General features: G+C 61.2%; 27 protein-coding genes. 18 read left to right on the forward strand and 9 right to left on the reverse strand.

What is annotated here, in order from left to right; all coding sequences use genetic code 11:
* Positions 1-327 precede the first annotated feature (327 nt).
* The 4 genes from J3P84_RS04370 to J3P84_RS04385 all read right to left on the reverse strand — a co-directional run bounded on the left by J3P84_RS04370 (position 328) and on the right by J3P84_RS04385 (position 3770).
* Positions 328-819 (reverse strand): GreA/GreB family elongation factor, encoded by a 492-nt coding sequence (locus J3P84_RS04370; RefSeq protein WP_434628128.1) that lies wholly within the window; start codon positions 817-819, stop codon positions 328-330.
* A 71-nt stretch (positions 820-890) separates the two neighbouring features.
* On the reverse strand, positions 891-1247 hold the full coding sequence (locus J3P84_RS04375; RefSeq protein ID WP_434628131.1) for a hypothetical protein: 357 nt from the start codon (positions 1245-1247) through the stop codon (positions 891-893).
* Between the two features lie 90 nt (positions 1248-1337).
* Positions 1338-3191, reverse strand: a complete 1854-nt coding sequence (locus J3P84_RS04380; protein WP_434628133.1) for an Lnb N-terminal periplasmic domain-containing protein — start codon at positions 3189-3191, stop codon at positions 1338-1340.
* A 90-nt stretch (positions 3192-3281) separates the two neighbouring features.
* Positions 3282-3770, reverse strand: a complete 489-nt coding sequence (locus J3P84_RS04385; protein ID WP_030140293.1) for a DUF3015 domain-containing protein — start codon at positions 3768-3770, stop codon at positions 3282-3284.
* A 274-nt stretch (positions 3771-4044) separates the two neighbouring features.
* Here J3P84_RS04385 and J3P84_RS04390 point away from each other — a divergent pair, with 274 nt between their 5' ends.
* From J3P84_RS04390 to J3P84_RS04405, 4 genes are all read left to right on the forward strand, one after another.
* A complete protein-coding gene (locus J3P84_RS04390; RefSeq protein WP_434628136.1) occupies positions 4045-6483 on the forward strand; it encodes a Lon protease family protein in 2439 nt (812 codons plus the stop codon).
* 311 nt (positions 6484-6794) lie between these two features.
* On the forward strand, positions 6795-7136 hold the full coding sequence (locus J3P84_RS04395; RefSeq protein WP_434628139.1) for a hypothetical protein: 342 nt from the start codon (positions 6795-6797) through the stop codon (positions 7134-7136).
* A gap of 118 nt (positions 7137-7254) precedes the next feature.
* Positions 7255-7743, forward strand: a complete 489-nt coding sequence (locus J3P84_RS04400; protein WP_047230159.1) for a TIGR00645 family protein — start codon at positions 7255-7257, stop codon at positions 7741-7743.
* A 120-nt stretch (positions 7744-7863) separates the two neighbouring features.
* A complete protein-coding gene (locus tag J3P84_RS04405) occupies positions 7864-8481 on the forward strand; it encodes an FKBP-type peptidyl-prolyl cis-trans isomerase (RefSeq protein ID WP_434628142.1) in 618 nt (205 codons plus the stop codon).
* A gap of 114 nt (positions 8482-8595) precedes the next feature.
* Here J3P84_RS04405 and J3P84_RS04410 read toward each other — a convergent pair whose 3' ends face one another.
* From J3P84_RS04410 to J3P84_RS04420, 3 genes are all read right to left on the reverse strand, one after another.
* Positions 8596-8853 (reverse strand): PA4570 family protein, encoded by a 258-nt coding sequence (locus J3P84_RS04410; protein WP_003205743.1) that lies wholly within the window; start codon positions 8851-8853, stop codon positions 8596-8598.
* 192 nt (positions 8854-9045) lie between these two features.
* Positions 9046-9387, reverse strand: a complete 342-nt coding sequence (locus tag J3P84_RS04415) for a zinc ribbon domain-containing protein YjdM (RefSeq protein ID WP_030140290.1) — start codon at positions 9385-9387, stop codon at positions 9046-9048.
* 238 nt (positions 9388-9625) lie between these two features.
* Positions 9626-10594 carry a polyprenyl synthetase family protein gene (locus tag J3P84_RS04420; RefSeq protein ID WP_305498703.1) on the reverse strand — a complete coding sequence of 323 codons (969 nt, stop codon included), beginning with the start codon at positions 10592-10594 and terminating at the stop codon, positions 9626-9628.
* Between the two features lie 239 nt (positions 10595-10833).
* On the opposite strand from J3P84_RS04420, the gene rplU reads away from it, so the two are divergent.
* The 5 genes from rplU to J3P84_RS04445 all read left to right on the forward strand — a co-directional run bounded on the left by rplU (position 10834) and on the right by J3P84_RS04445 (position 14756).
* A complete protein-coding gene (gene rplU / locus J3P84_RS04425; protein ID WP_003176051.1) occupies positions 10834-11148 on the forward strand; it encodes a 50S ribosomal protein L21 in 315 nt (104 codons plus the stop codon).
* 35 nt (positions 11149-11183) lie between these two features.
* Positions 11184-11441: a 50S ribosomal protein L27 gene (rpmA, locus tag J3P84_RS04430; protein ID WP_003205738.1), complete on the forward strand. Its 258-nt coding sequence runs from the start codon at positions 11184-11186 to the stop codon at positions 11439-11441.
* 190 nt (positions 11442-11631) lie between these two features.
* Entirely contained in the window at positions 11632-12855 is a 1224-nt protein-coding gene (gene cgtA / locus J3P84_RS04435; RefSeq protein ID WP_060740551.1) for an Obg family GTPase CgtA, read from the forward strand.
* A 308-nt stretch (positions 12856-13163) separates the two neighbouring features.
* Complete coding sequence (gene proB, locus J3P84_RS04440) at positions 13164-14282, forward strand: glutamate 5-kinase (RefSeq protein ID WP_305498706.1); 1119 nt, start codon at positions 13164-13166, stop codon at positions 14280-14282.
* Between the two features lie 9 nt (positions 14283-14291).
* Positions 14292-14756: a CreA family protein gene (locus tag J3P84_RS04445; RefSeq protein ID WP_305498707.1), complete on the forward strand. Its 465-nt coding sequence runs from the start codon at positions 14292-14294 to the stop codon at positions 14754-14756.
* A gap of 184 nt (positions 14757-14940) precedes the next feature.
* Here the strand turns inward: J3P84_RS04445 and rpsT are convergent, their stop codons facing one another.
* Positions 14941-15219 carry a 30S ribosomal protein S20 gene (gene rpsT, locus J3P84_RS04450; protein WP_020798646.1) on the reverse strand — a complete coding sequence of 93 codons (279 nt, stop codon included), beginning with the start codon at positions 15217-15219 and terminating at the stop codon, positions 14941-14943.
* Between the two features lie 254 nt (positions 15220-15473).
* Here rpsT and murJ point away from each other — a divergent pair, with 254 nt between their 5' ends.
* From murJ to ispH, 6 genes are all read left to right on the forward strand, one after another.
* On the forward strand, positions 15474-17012 hold the full coding sequence (gene murJ, locus J3P84_RS04455; protein ID WP_434628149.1) for a murein biosynthesis integral membrane protein MurJ: 1539 nt from the start codon (positions 15474-15476) through the stop codon (positions 17010-17012).
* A 129-nt stretch (positions 17013-17141) separates the two neighbouring features.
* On the forward strand, positions 17142-18080 hold the full coding sequence (gene ribF / locus J3P84_RS04460) for a bifunctional riboflavin kinase/FAD synthetase (RefSeq protein ID WP_039593898.1): 939 nt from the start codon (positions 17142-17144) through the stop codon (positions 18078-18080).
* 13 nt (positions 18081-18093) lie between these two features.
* The gene (ileS, locus tag J3P84_RS04465; RefSeq protein WP_434628153.1) at positions 18094-20925 is read left to right on the forward strand and encodes an isoleucine--tRNA ligase; all 2832 of its coding nucleotides are present in this window, start codon (positions 18094-18096) and stop codon (positions 20923-20925) included.
* Positions 20918-21442, forward strand: coding sequence for a signal peptidase II (lspA, locus tag J3P84_RS04470; protein ID WP_434601878.1), 525 nt, complete (start codon positions 20918-20920; stop codon positions 21440-21442). Before ileS ends, lspA begins: the two co-directional genes overlap by 8 nt.
* Positions 21435-21872 (forward strand): FKBP-type peptidyl-prolyl cis-trans isomerase, encoded by a 438-nt coding sequence (fkpB, locus tag J3P84_RS04475; RefSeq protein WP_434571725.1) that lies wholly within the window; start codon positions 21435-21437, stop codon positions 21870-21872. The genes lspA and fkpB overlap by 8 nt, the downstream gene beginning before the upstream one ends.
* 135 nt (positions 21873-22007) lie before the next feature.
* The gene (gene ispH / locus J3P84_RS04480) at positions 22008-22955 is read left to right on the forward strand and encodes a 4-hydroxy-3-methylbut-2-enyl diphosphate reductase (RefSeq protein WP_434628157.1); all 948 of its coding nucleotides are present in this window, start codon (positions 22008-22010) and stop codon (positions 22953-22955) included.
* Here the strand turns inward: ispH and J3P84_RS04485 are convergent.
* Positions 22909-23448, reverse strand: coding sequence for a GspH/FimT family pseudopilin (locus J3P84_RS04485; RefSeq protein ID WP_434628159.1), 540 nt, complete (start codon positions 23446-23448; stop codon positions 22909-22911). The genes ispH and J3P84_RS04485 overlap by 47 nt on opposite strands.
* A gap of 237 nt (positions 23449-23685) precedes the next feature.
* Here J3P84_RS04485 and J3P84_RS04490 point away from each other — a divergent pair, with 237 nt between their 5' ends.
* The 3 genes from J3P84_RS04490 to J3P84_RS04500 are packed head-to-tail and all read left to right on the forward strand — an operon-like array spanning position 23686 to position 25336.
* Positions 23686-24168, forward strand: coding sequence for a GspH/FimT family pseudopilin (locus J3P84_RS04490; RefSeq protein ID WP_434571729.1), 483 nt, complete (start codon positions 23686-23688; stop codon positions 24166-24168).
* Positions 24165-24626 (forward strand): type IV pilus modification protein PilV, encoded by a 462-nt coding sequence (gene pilV / locus J3P84_RS04495; RefSeq protein ID WP_305498723.1) that lies wholly within the window; start codon positions 24165-24167, stop codon positions 24624-24626. The genes J3P84_RS04490 and pilV overlap by 4 nt, the downstream gene beginning before the upstream one ends.
* Entirely contained in the window at positions 24623-25336 is a 714-nt protein-coding gene (locus J3P84_RS04500) for a PilW family protein (protein ID WP_434628163.1), read from the forward strand. The genes pilV and J3P84_RS04500 overlap by 4 nt, the downstream gene beginning before the upstream one ends.
* Positions 25337-25339 lie beyond the last annotated feature (3 nt).

Below are 25339 nucleotides of genomic sequence, written 5' to 3' on the forward strand. Positions count from 1 at the left end.
TACCTGGCCGACATCGAACCCTGTGGGAGCGAGCCCGCTCGCGAAGGCGTCAGATCAGTCGAAAAATAATTGACTGACCCACCGCCTTCGCGAGCAGGCTCGCTCCCACATTGGTTTTGGGTTTGCCGCAAGATACCTGGCCGACATCGAATCCTGTGGGAGCGAGCAGGCTCGCTCCCACATTGTTTTGGGGTTGCCGCAAGATATCTGGCTGCATCGAACCCTGTGGGAGCGAGCCCGCTCGCGAAGGCGTCGGATCAGTTGAACGATAATTGACTGATCCACCGCCATCGCGAGCAAGCTCGCTCCCACATGAGGCCAGCAACATCACCCAAGCTCTATTTCCAGCACCTCGATCGCCACATCCCCCACCGGCCGCTTCCACACCACCTCATCCCCGATCTTCGCACCTAGCAAGGCCCGCCCCAGCGGCGAACCCCAATTGATCAATCCATTGGCGGCATCGGCCTGGTCTTCACCCACCAGTTGCACTCGTTGCGCCTGGTCGTGCTCATCGGCGAATGTCACCCAATGTCCGATTCGCACCTGATCACATTTGCTCAAGGTGACGACTTGCGCGCTCTGCAGCCGCTGATTGAAATACCGCAGGTCCCGTTCGAGGTCGGCGATACGCTGCTTGTCCGCCTGCTCGCCCTGGGCTGTCTGTTGGCTGTGCAGTGCTTGCAACTCGGCGACACGCGCCTGTAGCTGGGCAAGCCCGGCGGGTGTGACGTAGTTGGGTTGCGTGCTGACCTGACGCTCGACCGGTTGATCGGCCTGGGCGGCGGCGTTGTCTTCGTTGACGAAGGCGCGACTCATGATGATCTCCTTGTAGTGGAGTTTGGGCCATGGTCGCAGGGTTTTGGTTTCGACGAATGTCTGTACGCGACTCACGGCGAGCGATAAGCCCGGGCGGCGTCCCGATCTTTCTCCTGTTGCCAGGCCCGTTCGCGGTCGTCCCAATGGCGCTCACGGTAGGCGTCACGCTCTTGGCTCTCGCGCATGGCCTGGCACTGCCGAAAGCCATCGCTCCAGCCTTCGGCGTAGTGGGCGTCCTTGAGATAACGCGGCACGTCTTTCCGGAATTGGCCAGTGATTGAGCCGGCGGCTTGCCGGCCACTGCTGCAACCGTCATCGAAGCCATCGGCGAAGGCCGGTGGATAACCTCGGGCGATCAGATCCTCGTGGGTGGTTTCGCAGCCACCGAGCAACATCAACACACCCAGTACCACTGCCGCGCGCCTCATGTTCTGCCTGCCTGCCGGATCCACTTGTAAGGCAAGTCTAGAAGCGGATTCGTCAGAAAGGCGTGAAAGCGCGGTGATCATTCCGTTCGTTCAGTAGTGGTACCACTTCACTTCGAGCATCACCTCGGTTTCCGGCGAAGCCAATTGGCTGAATTCGCGCTGGGCGCTCAGGCGCAGACCGAGGTTGCGCGACAATTCCCACTGCTGATTCAGGCTCACGCTACGGCGCACTTCGCCGTTGACGAAGTAATCGCCCTTGGCTTCGAGGCTCAGGTTGCCCAGTGGGTTTTTCCACAGCACGCCGCTGTTGAAGCCGGCGGCCGGGGCGATGAACTGGGCGAAGTCGTTATTGTGCTCGACCCGCACCGTGCCCAGGGCAAAGCCCAGCACATCCTCACCCAAGGCCCAGGTACCACCGGCGCCGCCGTTGACGTGGCTGACCAGGGTTTCATCGTCGTGTTTGCCAGGCACCCGCTCCAGGCCACCGGTAACCTGCCAGGACAGCGGCTGCAGCAACTCATTGCGCGGGGTCAGCGAGCGAATGGTCGCCAGGTCCAGTTGTTGTAGCTGCCAATCGTTGCCTTCGTACTGGCGCAGCTTCAATTGCAGGATCTCGATCTGTGCGCCGAGCGGGAAACTCTCGGCATTGTCGTTGAGGTCGTGATAGGCCATGCGCAAGCCGTATTCACCGAACGCACGATCGCCTCGCGTACCCAGGCCAGCCTGCCAGGTGCGCGACTCATGACCATCCTCGGGCAGGCCGGGTTGCGGGATGTCCAGTTCCGGCGCGGGATTGCGGTTGATCGCCCGCAGCAGTTCGAAGCTGCGTTGGGCCCGCTGTGGGTCACGTTCCTGGCCGTTGGCGCGATAGCGCTCCAGGCGATAGGCCGCATCGATGATCAGGGCCTGGCGTTGACGCGGCAGCGCCTTGAATGCCGGCGCTTGCAGTTGCTGCTGGTCGGCGCTGACTTTCTGTACCCATTGCTGCTCGTCGTCGCTGAGCGGCTCGGCGCGGCTGAGCAGCTCTCGCTCGCGGGACGGCCGGTACTGGATGCTTTCCACCAGTCCGGCTTCTTTCACCGCCTTGACAGTGTCGGTGGGGATCGCCGTCAGCGGGAACTGCTCGGTCAGGCGCAGGCTCGGACGCGCCACCTGCAGCAGTTCGAGAAGGCGATAGGAGCAGTTTTCATCGAAGAAGAAATAGTCGAACTGGATCTGCTTGAGTTCCCACACATGCTCGACCATGCGTTCGGTTTCCGCCTGGCTCAGGTTGAGACGGTATTCCCACAGGTCGCGGTTCTCCAGGCTACGGTACTCGGAGAGTTTTTCCTGGTACGGCACCAGGGCGAACAGTCCTGGGTAGCCGCCCATCAAGCCCTTCCAGGCGTAGAGCAGGCTGTTGTCGGAGCCCTCGATGTAGGCGCCGAAGTTGATTGCGTAGCTGAGCAGGGCGGTCTTGTCGCTTTGCACGTCGGCCTGGTCGATGCGCAGCAAGGTATGGCCGAACATCGAGGAAGGGCTGTTCAGGTACGCGGCGGGGAAAATCATCACCGCGCTGTGGGGCGATACGTCCTTGAACCACTGAGTGAATTCGCTGCAATTGACCGCCGGCAGGTCCGTCAGGTTGAGCTGCGCCTTGAGCCAGCGCGTTCGCGCCGGGTACACGCACTGGGCATGTTGCTGGCCGGCACTGGCCGGGCCGTACAAGGCTTGCAGCGTGGCGGTCAGCTCACGGTCGGGATGTTCATTGCCGTCGGGTGCGAGGAAAAACTTGCGATCGCTGACATAGCTGCGCCAGCCACCGAGCTTGGCCGTTTCGTAGTGACCCAGGGAAATCCAGAAGCGGTCATTGGCCAGTTGCTGCAAACGTTGAGGATCGACATGAGGCGCGGCGGACAGCGGGGCGCACACACAGAGCGCCAGCCAGGCAAGGCGTTTGAGCATAGTCGGCTACTTGGAAAGTCGAAAAATAAAGACCGAAGGGGCCCCAAAAAGAAAAAACCCGCTCCCCGAAAGGAGCGAGTGATGTCGAGCTTAAGCTTGAGTAGCGTACTTGGCCAGGCGAGGGTCGTTTTTCAGCACGGCCAGGGTGTTGGTATGCACGTCTTCGGCGGTCACGTCAGCCTTGCTGAAGATCTGCTGGAAGTGCTCGTGGGTCACAGCGGAGAAATGCGCGCGGTCTTCCGGCGCCACGCCCAGTACCACGGCGTAGGTAGTCAGTGCTTCACCCTGACCCTTGGCCATGTCTTCGGACAGCTCGTTCATCATGCCATTCATGGCCAGCCAGGACTTGCCACCGTAGGTCAGTGCCGCGTTGGTCGAGCAGCCGTTGGTGCCGGAGGTCATGCCGAAGGTGGCGTTGCCGGAGGTGCCGTTGGTGGTGGATGCGAGGAAGTGCGCCGGGGTGCCACGCTGGCCTTCGAACAGCATGTTGCCCCAACCGCAATCCGGGCCGCCCGGGGCCTGAGCCATGGCGTTGATGGATACAGCGGTGAAGAGAGTACCGAGAAGAATCCGTTTCATAGCTATGTTCTCTTTATGTGCATACCAATGGACAGGGTCTGGCCACTACAGCAGCCAGTGGGCCGGTTATTGTTCCAGCCGCGCAGTTTGGAGTTTAGGCACGTTCCGAGGGTTCCGTGACATTTTGCAAAAACATTATTTGAAATCACCTGTTTACGGGCTTCTGCCGGTGGTGGGGCCGTCGACTATGCTTCGGCCTGAGGCGCTCCTTGCCAGTCAGGCATGGGCAGCGCCAGAATGCCGCTATCTGCCCCGCCTGATGTAAGGAAGCCCGATGCCTGATCCTGTTGCTGCCAGCTTGCGTCTAGCGCCCGAAGCGCTGACCCGTCCGTTTTCCGCTGAACAGTTCAGCTTCTCTACCACCAATGATCTGGAGCCCTTTCGCGGTGTGCTTGGCCAGGAACGCGCGGTCGAAGCCTTGCAGTTCGGTGTGGCGATGCCACGCCCCGGTTACAACGTCTTTGTCATGGGCGAGCCCGGCACCGGTCGGTTCTCGTTCGTCAAACGCTACCTCAAGGCCGAGGGCAAGCGCATGCAGACCCCGGCGGACTGGGTCTATGTCAATAACTTCGACGAGCCTCGCGAGCCGCGTGCCCTGGAATTGCCGTCGGGCACGGCCGGGGCATTCATCGCCGACATCAATGGCCTGATCGACAATCTGCTGGCGACTTTTCCGGCGGTGTTCGAGCATCCGTCCTACCAACAGAAAAAAAGCGCGATCGACCGCGCCTTCAATCAGCGCTACGACCGCGCCCTCGATGTGATCGAGCGCCTGGCGTTGGAAAAGGATGTCGCGCTGTACCGTGACAGCAGCAACATCGCCTTCACGCCGATGAGCGAAGGCAAGGCCCTGGATGAAGCGGAGTTCGCCCAGTTGCCGGAGGCCGATCGCGAGCGCTTCCATGAGGACATTTCCAATCTGGAGGAGCGTCTGAACGAAGAGCTCGCCAGCCTGCCGCAGTGGAAACGCGAATCCAACAACCAGCTGCGCCAGCTCAACGAAGAAACCATCACCCTGGCCTTGCAGCCGTTGCTCGCGCCGCTCTCGGAAAAATACGCCGAGAATGCCGCCGTCTGCGGCTACCTGCAGGCCATGCAGGTCTACCTGCTCAAGACCGTGGTCGAGCAATTGGTCGACGACAGCAAGACCGACGCCGTCGCCCGTAAATTGCTCGAGGAGCAATACGCGCCGAGCCTGGTGGTCGGGCATCCGGCGAGCGGTGGCGCGCCGGTGGTGTTCGAACCGCACCCGACCTACGACAACCTGTTCGGGCGCATCGAGTACAGCACCGATCAGGGCGCGCTCTACACCACGTATCGGCAGTTGCGCCCGGGTGCCTTGCACCGGGCCAACGGCGGGTTCCTGATTCTTGAGGCGGAAAAGATGCTCGGCGAGCCGTTCGTGTGGGATGCGCTCAAGCGCGCCCTGCAATCGCGCAAGCTGAAGATGGAGTCGCCGTTGGGTGAGCTGGGGCGGCTGGCGACGGTCACCCTGACGCCGCAACATATTCCGTTGCAGGTCAAGGTGGTGATCATCGGCGCCCGCCAGCTGTACTACGCGTTGCAGGACCTGGATTCGGACTTCCAGGAAATGTTTCGCGTGCTGGTGGACTTCGACGAAGACATCCCGATGGGCGACGAGAGCCTGGAGCAGTTTGCCCAGTTGCTCAAGACCCGAACCTCGGAGGAGGGCATGGCCCCGCTTACCGCCGATGCGGTGGCGCGCCTGGCCACTTACAGCGCGCGCCTGGCGGAGCATCAGGGGCGCCTGTCGGCGCGGATCGGTGATCTGTTCCAATTGGTCAGCGAAGCGGACTTCATCCGGCAGTTGGCCGGCGATGACATGACCGATGCCGGCCACATCGAGCGCGCCCTCAAGGCCAAGGCGACTCGCACCGGACGGGTTTCGGCGCGGATCCTCGACGACATGCTGGCCGGGATCATCCTGATCGATACCGACGGCGCGGCCGTGGGCAAGTGCAACGGGCTGACCGTGCTGGAAGTGGGGGATTCGGCGTTTGGCGTGCCGGCGCGGATTTCCGCCACGGTGTACCCGGGCGGCAGCGGTATCGTCGACATCGAGCGTGAGGTCAACCTCGGCCAGCCGATCCACTCCAAGGGTGTGATGATCCTCACCGGGTACCTGGGCAGCCGTTATGCCCAGGAATTCCCCCTGGCGATTTCGGCCAGCATCGCCCTGGAGCAATCCTACGGTTATGTGGACGGTGACAGCGCCTCCCTGGGCGAGGCTTGCACGTTGATCTCGGCCCTGTCGAAGACGCCGTTGAAGCAGTGCTTCGCGATCACCGGTTCGATCAACCAGTTCGGCGAAGTGCAGGCGGTCGGCGGGGTCAACGAGAAGATCGAAGGGTTCTTCCGCCTCTGCGAAGCCCGCGGACTGACGGGAGAGCAGGGTGCGATCATCCCCCAGGCCAACGTTGCGACCCTGATGCTCGACGAGAAGGTGCTGGCCGCGGTGCGAGCGGGGCAGTTCCACGTCTATGCCGTGCGCCAGGCCGACGAGGCATTGAGCCTGCTGGTGGGCGAACCTGCCGGTGAGCCGGATGAAAATGGCGAGTTCCCGGAGGGCAGCGTCAACGCTCGCGTGGTGGAGCGGCTACGGGTGATCGCGGAAATGATCAGCGAAGACGACATCAAGGAAGCGGAAAAGGAAATGGCCCAGCAGGCCCTGGCGGAGGCGAAGCCTGCGTAACGCTTTCCTGACCGCCGCAAGACCCTGTGGGAGCGAGCTTGCTCGCGATAGCGGAGTTTCAGTCACAGTTTTTTGACTGTCAAACCGCTATCGCGACCAAGCTCGCTCCCACATTGTTTCGTGGGTTATTTCGACTGTGCGTCACCAGTTTGGCGTCAATATTCACACTATGACCGCTCGGCGCATTCTGGTCTCGAAATCCCTTGCGGCCGGAACTTTTCTCCTATCCTCAGTTCAAGGATAACGAGAGCCATCATTGGATCGAAACAGCCTTCCCGGGCTGAATACCGGATCTACCGAGGGGCGCCGCCATGTCGCGCAACCTTTGTCTTACTCGCCACTGCCTGGGTCTGGTGACCCGTATCGAATGCGCCGTTCGTCCGCTCGCTGGCAACACCGGCATGTGGACTGTACTGTTCGCCGCCGGAATGGCCGGCGAGCAACCTACCGCGATCAAGGCCCAAGGGCCGTTCCCTGGCCCGACTGCCGCTGAAACCCTCCTCGACACCATCGTCCAGAACCTGACATTGCACGGTTATGAGCTGGCTGATGATCCGCAGATCTGGTCGCTGCACATGCAGGCACAGCTACGGGAAATCAACGGAGGCCGTTGTCGCAACGTCGGCGGCGTCGAATATCGCCCGCTGCATTGAGCCTTCAGCGCGGTAAAGTCTTGACACAAGCGTCGGGCCCCAGGAAGGGGGCGGCGTTTGTGGGGCGGGTCGTGGCTGATATACTCGCCGCGATTTTTCAGCCCAGGTGTGAGACTCAATGGAACGCTTTATCGAAAATGCAATGTATGCCTCCCGTTGGCTACTGGCGCCGATCTACTTCGGGTTGTCCCTGGGCTTGCTGGCCCTGGCACTGAAATTCTTCCAGGAAGTCTTTCATATCATTCCCAACGTATTTGCCATGGCCGAGTCCGAGCTGATCCTGGTGCTGTTGTCGCTGATCGACATGGCGCTGGTAGGCGGCCTGCTGGTGATGGTGATGATTTCCGGCTACGAGAACTTCGTCTCGCAACTGGACATCGACTCCGACAAGGAAAAGCTCAACTGGCTGGGCACCATGGATTCCTCGTCGCTGAAGATGAAAGTCGCGGCGTCGATCGTTGCCATTTCGTCCATCCACTTGCTGCGTATTTTCATGGACGCCAAGAACGTCGATCCCGAGCACCTGATGTGGTACGTGATCATCCACATGACCTTCGTGGTCTCGGCATTCGCCATGGGCTATCTGGACAAACTGACCAAGCATTGAGGTTCGTCACGGGCGGCGGCATCTGTGCTAGTCTGCTCGCCCTTTTGGTTCCGGGCGCTCCGGGAGGCGCTGTGTCACGCACGGCACGTTCCCGAGCCGTCCGCACAGCGGAGCAGCAGCATGTCCGAAGTTAACCTGTCCACCGACGAAACCCGCGTCAGCTACGGCATCGGCCGTCAGTTGGGCGACCAACTGCGCGACAACCCGCCGCCGGGCGTCAGCCTGGACGCGATCCTCGCCGGCCTGACCGACGCTTTCGCCGGCAAGCCGAGCCGCGTGGGCCAGGACGAGATGTCCGCAAGCTTCAAGGTGATCCGCGAAATCATGCAGGCCGAAGCCGCCGCCAAGGCTGAAGCCGCTGCTGGCGAAGGCCGTGCATTCCTGGTCGAAAACGCCAAGCGCGAAGGCATCACCACCCTGGCGTCCGGCCTGCAGTTCGAAGTGCTGACCCAGGGCGAAGGCGCCAAGCCGACTCGCGAAGACCAGGTGCGTACCCACTACCATGGCACCCTGATCGACGGCACTGTGTTCGACAGCTCCTACGATCGTGGCCAGCCAGCCGAATTCCCGGTAGGTGGCGTGATCCCGGGCTGGACCGAAGCGCTGCAACTGATGAACGCCGGCAGCAAATGGCGCCTGTACGTGCCGAGCGAACTGGCCTACGGCGCCCAGGGCGTTGGCAGCATTCCACCGCACAGCGTGCTGGTGTTTGACGTCGAGCTGTTGGACGTTCTGTAAGGCAATTGCCTTTTGGGGGAGCGAGCCTGTTCGCGAAGCGGTGTGTCATCGAACATTGATATCGACTGACCTACCGTCTTCGCGAGCAGGCTCGCTCCCACAGGGTTTGCTGCTTCATCCATGGAACCTGCCACTGAAATCACCCGTCGGGCGCAACGCCCGGGCGTAGCAGAACAGGAACAGGTTACGCACCAGCTCCTTGAGCACCAGCGGCTCACTGGAATTGAGGCTGTTGAGGTCCAGGTCGCCTTGGTCCTGCAGCTCGTTCAAGGCTTCTTCTTCGAGCACCGCACAGACTTCGCCGGTTTCCCGATGCAGGATTCTGAGGTAGGGATGTGGGCGGTCCAGCCAGGCATCGATCAAATAAGTCATGGTTCTCATCTCCTTGATGGGGTTCGATGAGAATAATTCTTATTCGCTAAATAGCAAGTCTCTATTGGCGCAACGCGGGTTTTTCTGACGATGGGTTGGGATGGCTCAGGTCATCCGCAACTGGCGGGCCTGGCGAAACGATGGGGGCGAAGCAGCATCCCGCGCGTGACGCGGGATGCACGTGTGACAGGTTCAGACCTTTCTGACGAACTCGGATTTGAGCTTCATCGGGCCGATGCCGTCGATCTTGCAGTCGATGTCGTGGTCGCCATCGCACAGGCGGATATTCTTCACCTTGGTGCCGACCTTGACCACCAGCGAAGTGCCCTTGACCTTGAGGTCCTTGATCACGGTGATGGTATCGCCGTCCTGCAGGACGTTGCCGACCGAATCTTTTTTCACCGTATCGTCGGACGGCGCTTCAGCTTCGCCGCTGGCGGACCATTCGTGGGCACACTCCGGGCAGACCAGTTGAGTACCGTCTTCGTAGGTGTATTCGGAATTGCATTTCGGGCAGGGAGGCAACGTGCTCACTAAGGTTCCTTGGGTATCAGGAGATCAAAAGGGCGCACATTGTATAGGGTTTTGTTGCGAAAGAGGGATGGTACTGCGTTCGGAGAACCTGTGGCGAGGGGATTTATCCCCGCTGGGCTGCGCAGCAGCCCCAAGAGAGCTCAAACCAATCTACCTGGAACACCGGAATATAGCTTTTAGGGCTGCTTCGCAGCCCAGCGGGGATAAATCCCCTCGCCACAAAAAAGCTCCTTGGGTGTCAGTGCGTACGCGCCACCGCAAATTCGCTCAGTTCCACCAGCGCGTCGCGGTATTCGCTGGCCGGCAGGGCGTCGAGGCACTTGATCGCACGGGCAACGTAGTCCCGGGCCAGGGTTGCGGTGTAGTCCAGCGAACCGGAAGCTTCAACCGCCGCACGGATGCTTTCCAGATCCTCAATCCCGCCTTTCTGGATCGCCTGGCGGACCAGCGCGGCCTGTTCCGGCGTGCCTTCGCGCATGGTGTAGATCAGCGGCAGGGTTGGCTTGCCTTCGGCCAGGTCGTCACCGACATTCTTGCCCAGGGTGTCGGCGTCGCCCTTGTAGTCCAGCAGGTCGTCTACCAGTTGGAACGCCACGCCCAAGTGATCGCCGAAGGTGCGCAGGGCTTCGCTCTGCTCGGCGGTGGCGCCGGCCAGGGCGGCGGCGCTGTGAGTCGAGGCTTCGAAGAGCATCGCGGTCTTGCCGCGGATGACTTCCATGTAGGTTTCTTCGGTGGTGCTGGCGTCGCGGACCTTGGACAACTGCAACACTTCGCCTTCGGCGATGATGCGCGTGGCCTGGGACAGAATCTTCATCACCGGCATCGAGCCCAGTTCGACCATCATTTCGAACGAGCGCGAATACAGGAAGTCGCCCACCAGCACGCTTGGGGCGTTGCCCCACATCGCGTTGGCGGTCGAGCGGCCACGGCGCATGCCGGACATGTCGACCACGTCGTCATGCAGCAGCGTCGCGGTGTGCAAAAATTCGATGGTGGCGGCCAGCAGGCGCATGTCGTCGCCTTCGCGACCCAGGGCCTTGCCGCACAAAAGCACCAATAGAGGACGCAGGCGCTTGCCCCCGGCCGAAGTGATGTAGTCGCCGATTTTCGATACCAGCGGCACTCGGGAAGTCAGCTGCTTCTTGATGATACCGTCGACGGCGCTAAAATCGTCCGCCACAGCGCGGTAGAAAGCTTGGGGTTGCATCAGCGACAGGCGCTCCAGAAGGGTTGCGCGGCATGCTAGGACCCACGTCCGCAGGTGTCAAGGCGCGATAGACGGCCACTTGCAAGGCTCTGCCGGCTTGCGTACAATCGCGCACCCTGAACTTCCTGGGCAGCACCTGCCTTACGCAATTGCATCCGGGCCTTCCAGCCCATGCAGCCATGCCAGCCAATACCTCTTCTTATAAAGCGCTGGGTGAGCAGGATTATCGGAGAAATACCATGTCGTACGCAGTAATTGTTACTGGTGGCAAGCAATACAAGGTCGCCCCAGGTGAATACCTGAAGATCGAAAAACTGGAAATCGCTACCGGCGAATCCGTGACTTTTGATCGCGTTCTGTTGGTCGCCAATGGCGACGACGTGAATATCGGCGCTCCAGTCGTTGCTGGCGCTACCGTTGTGGCTGAAGTGATCTCCCAAGGTCGTCACGATAAAGTCCGCATCATCAAGTTCCGTCGTCGTAAGCACCACATGAAGCGTATGGGCCACCGCCAGTGGTACACCGAGATCAAAATCACCGGTATTCAGGCTTAATTCCAGCCTAATTCCTCACTAGGAGAATTGAACTCATGGCACACAAAAAAGCTGGTGGTAGTACCCGTAACGGTCGCGACTCAGAAGCCAAACGCCTTGGCGTGAAGATGTATGGCGGCCAGGCTATCAAAGCGGGCAACATCATCGTGCGTCAGCGCGGCACCCAATTCCACGCTGGCTACGGCGTTGGCATGGGCAAGGATCACACCCTCTTCGCTAAAGTCGAAGGCGTGATCAAGTTCGAAGTAAAAGGCGCCTTCGGTCGTCGTTACGTAAGCGTTATCGCAGCTTAATTGCGAGACCGCTGGAAAAGCCCTGTCTTGCGACGGGGCTTTTTCGTTTGTGGGGTGAGTCTCTTGCAAAACTGTTTGTATGGGCTGTCGGCGCTGCGGTTGGGGCGTGTTTTCAGGTCGCTGCGCTCATTTTTGCAAGAGTCTTATGTCTTGTTTTTTTGGCTCGTCCGTACGGCGAGAGGCGTGTGTCATGAAGTTTGTTGATGAAGTATCGATTCGAGTAAAGGCTGGCGACGGCGGCAATGGTTGCATGAGTTTCCGTCGGGAAAAATTCATTGAAAACGGTGGTCCGAACGGTGGTGACGGGGGCGATGGCGGCTCGATCTACATGCTCGCCGATGAAAACCTCAACACCTTGGTGGATTACCGTTACACCCGGCATTTCGATGCCGAGCGTGGTTCCAACGGCGGCAGCACCGACTGCACCGGCAAGAAGGGCGAAGACCTGATCCTGCGTGTGCCGGTCGGTACCACAGTGATCGACTCCGCCACCCAGGAAGTCATCGGCGACCTGACCAAGGCCGGCCAGCGCCTGCTGGTGGCTCATGGCGGCTGGCACGGTCTGGGTAACACCCGCTTCAAATCCAGTACCAACCGCGCGCCGCGCCAGACTACGCCGGGCAAGCCAGGCGAGCAGCGTGACCTGAAGCTGGAAATGAAAGTGCTGGCCGACGTCGGTCTGCTGGGCCTGCCGAACGCAGGTAAGAGTACGTTCATTCGCTCGGTGTCGGCGGCCAAGCCGAAAGTCGCCGATTACCCGTTCACCACCCTGGTGCCGAACCTGGGCGTGGTCAGTGTCGATCGCTGGAAAAGCTTCGTGATCGCCGACATTCCAGGGTTGATCGAAGGTGCCTCCGAAGGTGCTGGCTTGGGGATTCGTTTCCTCAAGCATTTGTCCCGTACCCGTCTGTTGCTGCACCTCGTCGACATGGCGCCGCTGGATGAAACCGATGCCGCCGATGCCGCCGAGGTTATCGTCAACGAGCTGACCAAATTCAGCCCGGCCCTGGCCGAGCGCGACCGTTGGCTGGTGCTGAACAAGTGCGACCAGATCCTCGAAGAAGAGCACGAAGAGCGGGTCAAGGAAATCGTCGATCGCCTGGAGTGGGAAGGTCCGGTCTACGTGATCTCGGCCATTGCCAAAGAAGGCACCGAGCGCCTTTGCCACGACATCATGCGTTACCTGGAAGATCGTGCTGATCGCCTGGCCAATGATCCGGCCTACAAGGAAGAGCTGGCCGAGCTCGACCAGCGCATCGAAGACGAGGCGCGCGCCCAGTTGCAGGCGCTGGACGACCAGCGTGCCCTGCGCCGCAGCGGCGTCAAGTCGGTCCATGACATCGGTGATGACGATTGGGACGAAGAGGATGTGGATGACGAAGACGGTCCGGAAATCATCTACGTTCGCGACTGATCTGGTGCTGATGCAGGCCGCTTGAGATCAAAACCTGTGGGAGCGAGCCTGCTCGCGAAGGTGGTGTGTCAGTTAGCATTCATGCTGCTGACCCTATGCCATCGCGAGCAGGCTCGCTCCCACAAGGTTTCTCGGGTAGCTGGCATGGGGAGCAGGTTCAAGTGTTTCGGCGCGGTGTTATCATCGCGGTCGGCCGGTTTTCAAGGCGCCGCTCATTCGAGCGGCGTTTTGGTATCTGAAAAACGCAAATACGAATAATCCCATGAGTGGCGCTGGGTCGCGCTGTTCGCTGGCAAAGGTTGAAGAAAATGCGGAGCAAGGTGACGGGTGCGCAACGCTGGGTCGTGAAGATCGGCAGCGCACTGCTGACGGCGGATGGCAAGGGCCTGGATCGCCAGGCGATGGCGGTGTGGGTCGAGCAGATGGTGGCCCTGCATGAGGCGGGCGTCGAGCTGGTACTGGTCTCCTCGGGTGCTGTGGCGGCCGGCATGAGCCGTTTGGGCTGGACGTCGCGACCCAGCGCGATGCACGAACTGCAGGCCGCTGCCGCCATTGGCCAGATGGGTCTGGTGCAGGCGTGGGAGTCGAGCTTTGCCGAGCATGATCGCCACACGGCGCAGATCCTGCTGACCCACGACGACCTGTCCGACCGCAAGCGTTACCTCAATGCCCGTAGCACGCTGCGAGCGTTGGTGGAGCTGAAAGTCATCCCGGTGATCAACGAGAACGACACGGTGGTCACCGACGAGATCCGTTTCGGCGACAACGACACGCTCGCGGCGCTGGTAGCCAATCTCGTGGAAGCCGACCTGCTGGTGATTCTCACGGATCGCGACGGCATGTTCGACGCCGATCCGCGCAATAACCCTGATGCCAAGCTGATCTACGAAGCCCGAGCCGACGATCCCGCGCTGGATGCGGTGGCGGGTGGCACTGGCGGAGCCCTGGGGCGCGGCGGCATGCAGACCAAGCTGCGCGCGGCGCGTCTGGCGGCGCGCTCTGGCGCCCATACCATCATCGTTGGCGGTCGGTTGGAGCGGGTGCTGGATCGCCTCAAGGCCGGGGAGCGCATCGGTACGCTGTTGTCGCCTGAGCGCGGCATGCTGGCGGCGCGCAAACAGTGGCTGGCCGGGCATCTGCAAACCCGGGGCACGCTGGTGCTGGACGCCGGGGCCGTGTCGGCGCTGTCTCAAGGTAACAAAAGCCTGCTGCCGGTAGGCGTGAAGCTGGTCCAGGGCAGCTTCCGCCGCGGCGAAATGGTCGTTTGCGTAGCGCCGGATGGTCGAGAGATTGCCCGGGGCCTGGCCAACTACAGCGCGCTGGAAGCACAGAAAATCATCGGCCAATCGTCTGATGCGATTGTTGGTCTGCTGGGTTACATGGCTGAGCCTGAGCTGGTTCACCGTGACAACCTGATCCTCGTCTAAGGAAAAATCATGGGTTTGGCAAAAGGATTGATCGGCTTGCTGGTGGCGCTGCCGCTGCTGGCCTCTGCCGAGGAAATCGGGCAGGTGTCCACGGTGTTCAAGTTTGTCGGGCCAAACGACCGGATCGTGGTCGAGGCGTTCGATGATCCCAGGGTCGATGGCGTGACCTGCTATCTGTCGCGTGCCAAGACCGGCGGCGTAAAAGGTGGCCTGGGGCTGGCCGAAGATCGCGCCGAGGCGTCCATCGCCTGCCGCCAGGTCGGGCCGATCAGCTTCAAGGGCGAGCTCAAGGATGGCGAGGAGGTCTTCCGGGAGCGCACCTCGCTGGTGTTCAAGACCATGCAGGTGGTGCGTTTTCTCGACAAGAAGCGCAATACGCTGGTGTACCTGGTCTACAGCGACCGTGTGATCGAGGGTAGCCCGCAGAATGCGGTGACGGCGATTCCGATCCTGCCGTGGGCCAAGGCTCAATAACCACGCAAAAACCATTGTGGGAGCGAGCCTGCTCGCGAATGCAGTCTGCCAGTGACATTGATGCTGCCTGGCACACCGTATTCGCGAGCAGGCTCGCTCCCACAGTTCTTGCTTGTGGTGCGCCTGACAAATCCCAGGCAATAAAAAACCGACCCTGGGGTCGGTTTTTTAACGAGCGCGTCGCTTAGGCAGCAGCGGCAACGTTCAAGGCCTTTACGTGGCCATTCAGGCGGCTCTTGTGGCGAGCAGCCTTGTTCTTGTGGATGATGCCTTTATCGGCCATGCGGTCGATAACTGGCACAGCCAGAACGTAAGCAGCTTGTGCTTTTTCAGCGTCTTTTGCGTCGATGGCCTTGACTACGTTTTTGATGTAGGTACGGACCATGGAACGCAGGCTGGCGTTGTGGCTGCGACGCTTCTCAGCCTGTTTTGCACGTTTTTTGGCGGAAGGTGAGTTGGCCACCGTCGAGCTCCTCGAAAGACTTTTTAGGAAATAGCAAACAAAATAGGCCGCGAATCATGCCGATGAGTTGACGTGTTGTCAAGGGCGGGTGACACGTTCCGCTGAATGGCAGGTGCGGCGCACCGAATGATTTCTTTCCGGCGTGCGACCTGTAAACTCGCGGGCTTTGGCGCTGTGCTGTTTAGCGGCGCGAAGTATCGCACAAGTGGGCGCGTTGTTCGCCTGCTGTTTATCGACAGGCACAAACTCTTTTCATGAATCTGCTCAAATCGTTGGCTGCCGTCAGCTCTATCACGATGCTTTCCCGGGTCCTGGGATTCGTTCGCGATACGCTGATCGCGCGGATATTCGGTGCCGGAATGGCCACCGACGCCTTCTTCATCGCCTTCAAACTGCCCAACCTGCTGCGGCGGATCTTCGCCGAAGGGGCCTTTTCCCAGGCCTTCGTGCCAATCCTGGCCGAATACAAAAGCCAGAAGGGCGACGAGGCGACCCGCACTTTCATCGCTTATGTGACCGGTTTGCTCACGCTGGTGCTGGCGCTGGTCACCGCGGCCGGCATGCTCGCCGCGCCTTGGGTGATCTGGGCCACCGCGCCAGGTTTCACCGACACGCCGGAAAAATTCCAGCTCACCTCCGACCTGTTGCGGGTGACCTTTCCTTATATATTGCTGATTTCCCTGTCATCGCTGGCCGGGGCGATCCTCAATACCTGGAACCGTTTCTCGGTGCCGGCCTTCGTGCCGACGCTGCTCAATGTCAGCATGATCGTCTTCGCACTGTTCCTGACGCCGTACTTCGATCCGCCGGTGATGGCCCTGGGTTGGGCGGTGCTGGTCGGCGGCCTGGCGCAATTGCTCTATCAACTGCCCCACCTGAAAAAGATCGGCATGCTGGTACTGCCGCGCCTGAACGTGCGCGACAGTGGTGTGTGGCGCGTCATGAAGCAGATGCTGCCGGCCATTCTTGGGGTGTCGGTGAGCCAGATTTCGCTGATCATCAACACTATTTTCGCCTCGTTCCTGGTGGCCGGCTCGGTCTCGTGGATGTACTACGCCGACCGCTTGATGGAGCTGCCTTCCGGCGTACTGGGCGTGGCGCTGGGCACGATTCTGCTGCCTACCCTGGCCAAGACCTACGCCAGCCAGGACCGTCATGAATACTCGCGCATCCTCGACTGGGGCCTGCGCCTGTGCTTCGTGCTGGTCCTGCCTTGTGCGCTGGCGCTGGGGATCCTTGCCGAGCCGCTGACGGTTTCGCTGTTCCAGTATGGCCAGTTCAATGCGTTTGATGCCTTGATGACCCAGCGCGCGCTGATCGCCTATTCGGTGGGCTTGCTTGGAATCATTGTGATCAAGGTCCTGGCGCCGGGTTTTTACGCCCAGCAGAACATTCGCACGCCGGTGAAGATCGCCATCTTTACCTTGGTGATGACCCAGCTGTTCAACCTGCTGCTCATCGGACCCCTGGCCCATGCCGGCCTGGCCTTGGCGATCAGCGCCGGTGCCTGCCTCAACGCCGGACTGCTGTTCTACCAGCTGCGCAAACAGAAGATGTATCAGCCGCAGCCCGGCTGGGTCAGGTTCGGCCTCAAGCTGCTGGTCGCCGTAGCGGTGATGTCGGCGGTGTTGCTGGCGGGGATGCATTTCATGCCGGCTTGGGGTGAAGGGCAGATGTTCGAGCGCTTCCTGCGCCTGGGCGTGCTGGTCGTGGCCGGCGTGGTGGCTTATTTCGGCATGTTGCTGCTGATGGGATTCCGTCTGCGCGACTTCAATCGCAAGGCCTTGAGCTGAACGGTTGCCTTCGATAATCCCGGGCCGGACGGCGGTTTTGTCGGTTCGATCACTTTGGGTTACGGTGTTGCCTGTCGCCGACCGCCGGGTGTGGTTATAATCGGCCACTTTATGAGCAAGAAGCGCGTTATGCAGCTGGTTCGAGGCCTCCACAACCTGCGTCCCCGGCATCGGGGCTGTGTCGCCACTATTGGCAACTTCGACGGTGTTCACCGTGGCCACCAGGCTATCCTGGCGCGGCTGCGCGAGCGTGCGCTGGAGTTGGGCCTGCCCAGTTGCGTGGTGATCTTCGAGCCGCAGCCCCGGGAGTTCTTTGCCCCGGACACCGCTCCGGCGCGTCTGGCCCGGTTGCGTGACAAACTGCAACTGCTGGCCGCCGAAGGCGTCGATCGGGTCCTCTGCCTGGCCTTCAACCAGCGCCTGAGCCAGCTCAGCGCCGCCGAGTTTGTCGATACCATCCTGGTGGACGGTCTCGACGTGAAGCATCTGGAAGTCGGCGACGATTTCCGTTTCGGCTGCGACCGGGCAGGGGATTTCGATTACCTGCAACAGGCCGGCATCGCCCAGGGCTTCACCGTCGAAGCGGCACAGACCGTCGAAATGGACGGTTTGCGTGTCAGCAGCACCCAGGTCCGCAATGCCCTGGCGGCGGCGGACTTCGAATTGGCCGAGCGCTTGCTCGGCCGGCCGTACCGGATTGCCGGGCGGATCCTGCACGGGCAGAAACTGGCGCGCCAATTGGGCACGCCGACGGCCAACGTGCAACTCAAGCGCCGTCGTGTGCCGTTGACTGGGGTGTTCCTGGTGAGTGTCGACATCGACGGCAAGACCTGGCCCGGCGTCGCCAATATCGGCGTACGCCCCACGGTGCAGGGGGATGGCAAGGCCCATCTCGAAGTACACATTCTGGATTTTGCCGGCGATCTGTATGACCGGCGTTTGACGGTGGTTTTCCACCAGAAGCTGCGTGAAGAGCAGCGTTTTGCCTCTCTGGAGGCGCTCAAGACGGCGATCCATGCAGATATCGCCGCCGCCCGTGCCCTTGTCGCAACCAGCGCCAATCGCTAATGAAGAGCCTTAAATGACCGACTATAAAGCCACGCTAAACCTTCCGGACACCGCCTTCCCAATGAAGGCCGGCCTGCCTCAGCGCGAACCACAGATTCTGCAGCGTTGGGACAGCATTGGCCTGTACGGAAAGTTGCGCGAAATTGGCAAGGATCGTCCGAAGTTCGTCTTGCACGACGGCCCTCCGTACGCCAACGGCACCATCCACATCGGTCACGCGCTGAACAAGATTCTCAAGGACATGATCATCCGCTCCAAGACCCTGTCGGGTTTTGACGCGCCGTATGTCCCGGGCTGGGACTGCCACGGCCTGCCGATCGAGCACAAGGTCGAAGTGACCCACGGCAAGAACCTGGGCGCCGACAAGACCCGCGAGCTGTGCCGTGCCTACGCCACTGAGCAGATCGAAGGGCAGAAGTCCGAATTCATCCGTCTCGGCGTGCTGGGCGACTTCGCCAATCCGTACAAGACCATGGACTTTGCGAACGAAGCCGGTGAAATCCGCGCCCTGGCGAAAATCGTCGAGGGCGGCTTCGTGTTCAAGGGCCTGAAACCGGTCAACTGGTGCTTCGACTGTGGTTCGGCCCTGGCCGAGGCGGAAGTCGAGTACGAGAACAAGAAGTCCTCGACCATCGATGTCGCGTTCCCGATCGCCGATGAAGACAAGCTTGCCGCCGCTTTCGGCCTGGGCAAGCTGGCCAAGCCGGCCGCCATCGTGATCTGGACCACCACCCCATGGACCATCCCGGCCAACCAGGCGCTGAACGTCCATCCGGAATTCAACTACGCCCTGGTCGACGTCGGCGACAGACTGCTGCTGCTGGCCGAAGAGCTGGTCGAATCCTGCCTGGCCCGCTACAGCCTGGAAGGTTCGGTGATTGCCACCGCGCCAGGTTCGGCGTTGGAGCTGATCAACTTCCGTCATCCGTTCTATGACCGCCTGTCGCCAGTGTATCTGGCCGACTACGTGGAGCTGGGCGCCGGCACTGGCGTGGTTCACTCCGCGCCGGCCTATGGCGTCGACGACTTCGTGACCTGCAAGAAATACGGCATGGTCAACGATGACATCCTCAATCCGGTGCAGAGCAATGGCGTCTACGTACCGTCGCTGGAATTCTTTGGCGGCCAGTTCATCTGGAAAGCCAACCCGGCCATCGTCGACAAGCTGACCGAAGTCGGCGCGCTGCTGCACACCACTGTCATCGAACACAGCTACATGCACTGCTGGCGCCACAAGACCCCGCTGATCTACCGCGCGACCGCGCAGTGGTTCATCGGCATGGACAAGCAGCCAACCAGCGGCGACACCCTGCGCCAGCGTTCGCTCAAGGCCATCGAAGAGACCCAATTCGTTCCGGCCTGGGGGCAGGCGCGCCTGCACTCGATGATCGCCAACCGTCCGGACTGGTGCATCTCCCGCCAGCGCAACTGGGGCGTGCCGATCCCGTTCTTCCTGAACAAGGAAAGCGGCGAGCTGCACCCGCGCACTGTCGAGCTGATGGAAGAAGTGGCCAAGCGCGTTGAAGCCGAAGGCATCGAAGCCTGGTTCAAGCTCGATGCCGCCGAGCTGCTCGGCGACGAAGCGCCGCTGTACGACAAGATCAGCGATACCCTGGACGTCTGGTTCGATTCCGGCACCACTCATTGGCACGTGCTGCGCGGCTCGCATCCGATGGGCCACGAGAACGGCCCGCGCGCCGACCTGTACCTGGAAGGTTCGGACCAGCACCGTGGCTGGTTCCACTCGTCCTTGCTGACCGGTTGCGCCATCGACAACCACGCGCCTTACCGCGAGCTGCTGACCCACGGTTTCACCGTCGACGAGGCCGGCCGCAAGATGTCCAAGTCCCTGGGCAACGTGATCGCGCCGCAGAAAGTCAACGACACCCTCGGCGCCGACATCATGCGCCTGTGGGTCGCGTCCACCGACTATTCCGGCGAGATGGCCGTTTCCGAGCAGATCCTGCAGCGCAGCGCGGACGCCTACCGGCGGATCCGCAACACCGCGCGCTTCCTGCTTTCGAACCTGACCGGTTTCAATCCGGCCACCGACCTGCTGCCGGCCGAAGACATGCTTGCGCTGGACCGCTGGGCCGTGGACCGCACCCTGTTGCTGCAACGCGAATTGCAGGAACACTACGGTGAATACCGTTTCTGGAACGTCTACTCGAAGATCCACAACTTCTGCGTGCAGGAGCTTGGCGGTTTCTACCTCGACATCATCAAGGACCGCCAGTACACCACCGGCGCCAACAGCAAGGCACGTCGTTCGTGCCAGACCGCGCTGTTCCACATCAGCGAGGCGCTGGTGCGCTGGATCGCGCCGATCCTGGCGTTCACCGCCGATGAGCTGTGGGAATACCTGCCGGGCGAGCGCAACGAATCGGTGATGCTCAACACCTGGTACGAAGGCCTGACCGAACTGCCGCAAGGCTTCGAGCTGGACCGTGCGTATTGGGACCGGATCATGGCGGTCAAGGCGGCGGTCAACAAGGAAATGGAAATCCAGCGGGCGGCCAAGGCTGTCGGCGGCAACCTGCAGGCTGAAGTGACCCTTTACGCCGAAGAGGCGCTGGGTGCCGATCTGGCCAAGCTGGGCAACGAGCTGCGCTTCGTGCTGATTACCTCGACCGCCAGCGTCGCGCCGCTGGTGCAGGCGCCGGCCGATGCGGTGGTCACCGAGGTAAGCGGCCTGAAGCTCAAGGTGGTCAAGTCGAGCTTCGTCAAGTGCGCCCGTTGCTGGCACTGCCGCGAAGACGTCGGTGTGAACCCGGAGCATCCGGAAATCTGTGGTCGTTGCGTCGACAACATCAGCGGTACGGGCGAGGTTCGCCACTATGCCTGATCTGGCGCCCAACGCAGCAGGCCGTTTCGGACGGCTGGGCTGGCTCTGGTTGAGTGTGCTGGTACTGGTCATCGACCAGGCCAGCAAGTACTACTTCGAGAGTTCGTTGACCATGTACCAGCAGATCGTGGTCATCCCCGACTACTTCAGCTGGACGCTGGCCTACAACACCGGCGCGGCATTCAGCTTCCTGGCCGACAGTTCGGGCTGGCAGCGTTGGCTGTTCGCCCTGATCGCCGTCGTGGTCAGCGCCGTGCTGGTGGTCTGGCTCAAGCGCCTGGGGCGTGACGAGACCTGGCTGGCCGTGGCGCTGGCGCTGGTCCTGGGTGGCGCGCTGGGCAACCTGTACGACCGGATTGCCTTGGGCCATGTGATCGATTTCATCCTGGTGCATTGGCAGAACCGCTGGTACTTCCCGGCGTTCAACATTGCCGACAGTGCCATCAGCGTGGGCGCCGTAATGCTCGCCCTGGATATGTTCAAGAGCAAGAAAACCGGAGAAGCCGTCCATGACTGAGCAGCGTATCGCTCAAAACACCGAAGTGAAGCTTCACTTCGCCCTGCACCTGGAAAACGGCGACACCGTCGACAGCACGTTCGACAAGGCGCCGGCGGTGTTCAAGGTCGGCGACGGCAACCTGCTGCCGGGTTTTGAAGCGGCGATCTTCGGTTTCAAGGCCGGCGACAAGCGCACCGTGGTGGTTCCTCCGGAAAATGCCTTTGGTCAGCCCAACCCGCAAAACGTGCAGACCATGCCACGCTCGCAGTTCCAGGACATGGAGCTGTCCGAGGGCCTGCTGGTGATCTTCAACGACGCGGCCAACGCCGAGCTGCCGGGTGTGGTGAAAGCTTTTGACGATGCCGAGGTGACCGTGGACTTCAACCACCCACTGGCGGGCAAGACCTTGAGCTTCGAGGTGGAAATCCTTGAAGTGAAGGCGGTTTAACGTTTAACAGCAATTACCGCACCCACAATACCTGTGGGAGCGAGCCTGCTCGCGAAGGCTGCGTCACAGTCGCCACCGAGTTGACTGAACCACCGCATCGCGAGCAGGCTCGCTCCCACAGACACGAGGCACAGCATGCAAATCAAACTCGCCAACCCCCGTGGCTTCTGCGCTGGCGTGGACCGGGCGATCGAAATCGTCAACCGCGCCCTGGAAGTCTTCGGACCGCCGATCTATGTGCGCCATGAAGTGGTCCACAACAAGTTCGTCGTCGAGGACCTGCGCAGCCGTGGGGCCATCTTCGTTGAGGAACTGGACCAGGTGCCGGACGACGTCATCGTGATCTTCAGCGCCCACGGCGTTTCCCAGGCGGTGCGTACCGAAGCTGCCGGCCGTGGCTTGAAAGTGTTCGATGCTACGTGCCCGTTGGTTACCAAGGTCCACATCGAGGTGGCGCGCTACAGCCGTGATGGTCGCGAATGCATCCTGATCGGCCATGAAGGCCACCCGGAAGTTGAAGGCACCATGGGCCAGTACGACGCCAGCAATGGCGGCGCGATCTACCTGGTCGAAGACGAAGAAGACGTGGCGGCCTTGCAGGTTCGCAACCCGGAAAAGCTGGCTTTCGTTACGCAGACTACCTTGTCCATGGACGACACCAGCCGGGTGATCGACGCCCTGCGCACGCGCTTCCCGGCCATCGGCGGGCCGCGCAAGGATGACATTTGCTACGCAACCCAGAATCGTCAGGACGCGGTCAAGCAACTGGCCAACGAGTGCGATGTAGTCCTGGTGGTCGGCAGCCCGAACAGCTCCAACTCCAACCGCTTGCGCGAGCTGGCCGAACGCATGTCGACCCCGGCCTATCTGATCGACGGTGCCGAGGACATGCAGCGCAGCTGGTTCGACGGTGTCGAGCGGATCGGTATCACCGCCGGTGCCTCCGCGCCGGAAGTCCTCGTACGCGGGGTGATCGAGCAGTTGCAGGCCTGGGGCGCAACGGGTGCCGACGAGCTGGCGGGGCGCGAGGAAAACATTACGTTCTCGATGCCGAAAGAGCTGCGGGTCCGTTCCCTGCTTTGAGTCCTTTTTCACACAGGGCCTGCTCGGCTTTGACACTTTCCAGGCGGACGCGGCCGGAGGGCGCCAGGATCACCTGGTGATGGCTGACCGGCCCGCGTCTGGCGCAGACATGCAGCGTGCCTGCCTGGAACGCGCCGTCGGGGTGCAGGGCTTCTCCCTGGCCGCCGAACCTCACCCGGTGTTTCACTGGCGAGTTGCCAACCACCCGAGCATGACCGCTGCGCTCCCTCAGCAAGGTTTGCTCCTTGTTGTCCAGCGTGATCCGCCAGCCCCTGCCCCAATCATTGTCGATTCCCTGGATCAAGATGCGGCGGTTGCGCGTGATGGCTTCGCTGCGGGCAAAACGCAACCCGCTGATCAGCAACCGGGCGGTATCCTCGCGTTCGATGGACTCGATCAGCTCTTTGTAGCTTGCACCGGCCCACGGCAGAACAATTGCGGCAATCGCCAGTCCCATGAGCAGTTCGATCAGGCTGAAGCCCTGTTGGTACATGATGTCTCCTCCCTGGAGAGTGTGAAGCAGCGCGGTTGTGCAAGGAACCCAGTGTGGCAGGAAGCACTTTGTGGCGAGGGAGCTTGCTCCCGCTGGGCTGCGCAGCAGCCCCAAAAATAGCGGCCGCTACGCGCTGGAGCGCCAGCCCGTCCGAGCGGGAGCAAGCCTCCTCGCCACAGGCGGTTGTTTGTTCTAGCGTGTAGAAGCAGGTATAGCCGACGGCAACGGAGGGCATCGATGGATCTTCGTACAAAAGGTTTCACGCTGATCGAGGTGTTGGTGGCCCTCGGCGTGCTGCTGATCCTGATCACCATGGCGGTGCCGTCATTCACCGGCTCGCTGCAAAGTACCAAGGCCGATACCGAGATCGACGACCTGCGCCGAGCCTTGAATTTCGCGCGAATGGAAGCGATCAACCGTGGCATCACCACGCGAATTCGTCCCACCACGCAGGGCGGTGCCTGGAGCGGCGAATTGATGGTGTATGACAACACGGGCAACCCGGCCAATCCGACCAATGTATTGCGGGTTGTTCCAGCAATGGGCGGCGGCGTGACTCTGACGCTAACCTCAGAAGTGACCAACATTGATTTCAACAACCTGGGCGGGTTATCGGCACCGACCACGCCGGTGGGCTTCAATTACGTGAGAGGGGCGCAGAGCAGGACGCTCAATGTCTGCCTCAATGGACGAATCGTATTGGGTGGAAATTGCGGATGAAGGATTGCAGTAAAACGGCGCAGGAGGGCATGACGCTCATCGAGGTGCTGGTGGCGATGCTGATTCTCGGCGTGGGTTTGCTGGGGGCGGCGATGGTCCAGCTCAATGCCCTCAAATACACCGACAGCTCGCGCATGACCAGCCAGGCCAGCTTCATCGCCTACGACCTGTTGGACCGCATCCGGGCCAATTCCGGTGCCGACTACACCATCACGCCGCCGAGCTCGCCGAACCTCAACGTGGCCCGGGACCAGGATCTTTATGACTTCAAGACCAACATCGTCGCTTTCGGCGGCGCCACGGCCACCGGTACGGTTGCGCTGAACCAGCGGGTCTACACCATCACCATTTCCTGGGACGACGCCCGGGCTGCCAACACGACCAACGCGGCCGAGGCGCGACGCAGCTTTGTGCTGACCAGCCGGGTCGCTGTCGATCCATTGGCGACGACGCCATGAACCGGCATAGCCGGGGGTTCGGGCTGATCGAATTGATGATCGCGCTGGTCATCAGCTTGATCGTCGTGCTGGGCGTCGTGCAGATTTTCATCGCCGCGAAAAATACTTACGTAAGCCAGAGTGCCGCCGCGGTGATGCAGGAGGATGCACGGTTTGCCTTGAGCAAAATGGTTCAGGAAATTCGCATGGTGGGCATGTTCGGCTGCCTGGCGACGGTCACCGATGCGTCTTCGAACAATGATTTCGCCGCCAGCCAGATCACCCCGATTCGCTGGGACAACGCCACCCGCAGGTTGACCCTGGTCACGGCGGATATCGGCAATAGCGGCAGTGCGCCGACCTGGACCATCGTTTCCGATTGCCGCAATACGGCCGCCGCCTACACCGGAACGCGAGCACCCGCGAGCGGGCAGATGGCCTTTCCGATCCGGCGGCTGATTTATGGTTTCAACAACAATCAGTTATTGCTGGGGAGCGGCGCTGGCAACCCGACCATGGCGGTGCTGGTGGATAACGTGCGGGCATTCGACGTGACCTTCGGCGTGGCCGGCAGCGCGACGGACATCGCGGCCACCAGCTACAGCGGCAATCCGAGCGACCCGGCGCTGATCCGCAGCGTGCGCCTGACGCTGACGCTGTTCGACCCGAAAAATACCGTGCGCGAGCAGACCTTCAACGTGGTTGCTGCCTTGCGCAACCGGCTGCTATGAGGG

Origin of the sequence: Pseudomonas sp. Z1-29, from assembly GCF_051131995.1 — a bacterium.
Taxonomy (GTDB): Bacteria; Pseudomonadota; Gammaproteobacteria; order Pseudomonadales; family Pseudomonadaceae; genus Aquipseudomonas.

Excerpts from the sequence above, each read along its gene's own strand:
- J3P84_RS04485 (WP_434628159.1), bottom strand. The coding sequence starts at position 23,448 with ATGTACCAACAGGGCTTCAGCCTGATCGAACTGCTCATGGGACTGGCG.
- ribF (WP_039593898.1), top strand. The coding sequence starts at position 17,142 with ATGCAGCTGGTTCGAGGCCTCCACAACCTGCGTCCCCGGCATCGGGGC.
- murJ (WP_434628149.1), top strand. The coding sequence starts at position 15,474 with ATGAATCTGCTCAAATCGTTGGCTGCCGTCAGCTCTATCACGATGCTT.
- rpmA (WP_003205738.1), top strand. The coding sequence starts at position 11,184 with ATGGCACACAAAAAAGCTGGTGGTAGTACCCGTAACGGTCGCGACTCA.
- J3P84_RS04410 (WP_003205743.1), bottom strand. The coding sequence starts at position 8,853 with ATGACTTATTTGATCGATGCCTGGCTGGACCGCCCACATCCCTACCTC.
- J3P84_RS04375 (WP_434628131.1), bottom strand. The coding sequence starts at position 1,247 with ATGAGGCGCGCGGCAGTGGTACTGGGTGTGTTGATGTTGCTCGGTGGC.
- J3P84_RS04445 (WP_305498707.1), top strand. The coding sequence starts at position 14,292 with ATGGGTTTGGCAAAAGGATTGATCGGCTTGCTGGTGGCGCTGCCGCTG.
- ispH (WP_434628157.1), top strand. The coding sequence starts at position 22,008 with ATGCAAATCAAACTCGCCAACCCCCGTGGCTTCTGCGCTGGCGTGGAC.
- lspA (WP_434601878.1), top strand. The coding sequence starts at position 20,918 with ATGCCTGATCTGGCGCCCAACGCAGCAGGCCGTTTCGGACGGCTGGGC.
- rplU (WP_003176051.1), top strand. The coding sequence starts at position 10,834 with ATGTCGTACGCAGTAATTGTTACTGGTGGCAAGCAATACAAGGTCGCC.
- J3P84_RS04500 (WP_434628163.1), top strand. The coding sequence starts at position 24,623 with ATGAACCGGCATAGCCGGGGGTTCGGGCTGATCGAATTGATGATCGCG.
- J3P84_RS04420 (WP_305498703.1), bottom strand. The coding sequence starts at position 10,594 with ATGCAACCCCAAGCTTTCTACCGCGCTGTGGCGGACGATTTTAGCGCC.
- J3P84_RS04380 (WP_434628133.1), bottom strand. The coding sequence starts at position 3,191 with ATGCTCAAACGCCTTGCCTGGCTGGCGCTCTGTGTGTGCGCCCCGCTG.
- J3P84_RS04370 (WP_434628128.1), bottom strand. The coding sequence starts at position 819 with ATGAGTCGCGCCTTCGTCAACGAAGACAACGCCGCCGCCCAGGCCGAT.
- J3P84_RS04405 (WP_434628142.1), top strand. The coding sequence starts at position 7,864 with ATGTCCGAAGTTAACCTGTCCACCGACGAAACCCGCGTCAGCTACGGC.
- proB (WP_305498706.1), top strand. The coding sequence starts at position 13,164 with ATGCGGAGCAAGGTGACGGGTGCGCAACGCTGGGTCGTGAAGATCGGC.
- J3P84_RS04385 (WP_030140293.1), bottom strand. The coding sequence starts at position 3,770 with ATGAAACGGATTCTTCTCGGTACTCTCTTCACCGCTGTATCCATCAAC.
- cgtA (WP_060740551.1), top strand. The coding sequence starts at position 11,632 with ATGAAGTTTGTTGATGAAGTATCGATTCGAGTAAAGGCTGGCGACGGC.
- ileS (WP_434628153.1), top strand. The coding sequence starts at position 18,094 with ATGACCGACTATAAAGCCACGCTAAACCTTCCGGACACCGCCTTCCCA.
- J3P84_RS04390 (WP_434628136.1), top strand. The coding sequence starts at position 4,045 with ATGCCTGATCCTGTTGCTGCCAGCTTGCGTCTAGCGCCCGAAGCGCTG.
- J3P84_RS04400 (WP_047230159.1), top strand. The coding sequence starts at position 7,255 with ATGGAACGCTTTATCGAAAATGCAATGTATGCCTCCCGTTGGCTACTG.
- fkpB (WP_434571725.1), top strand. The coding sequence starts at position 21,435 with ATGACTGAGCAGCGTATCGCTCAAAACACCGAAGTGAAGCTTCACTTC.
- pilV (WP_305498723.1), top strand. The coding sequence starts at position 24,165 with ATGAAGGATTGCAGTAAAACGGCGCAGGAGGGCATGACGCTCATCGAG.
- J3P84_RS04395 (WP_434628139.1), top strand. The coding sequence starts at position 6,795 with ATGTCGCGCAACCTTTGTCTTACTCGCCACTGCCTGGGTCTGGTGACC.
- J3P84_RS04490 (WP_434571729.1), top strand. The coding sequence starts at position 23,686 with ATGGATCTTCGTACAAAAGGTTTCACGCTGATCGAGGTGTTGGTGGCC.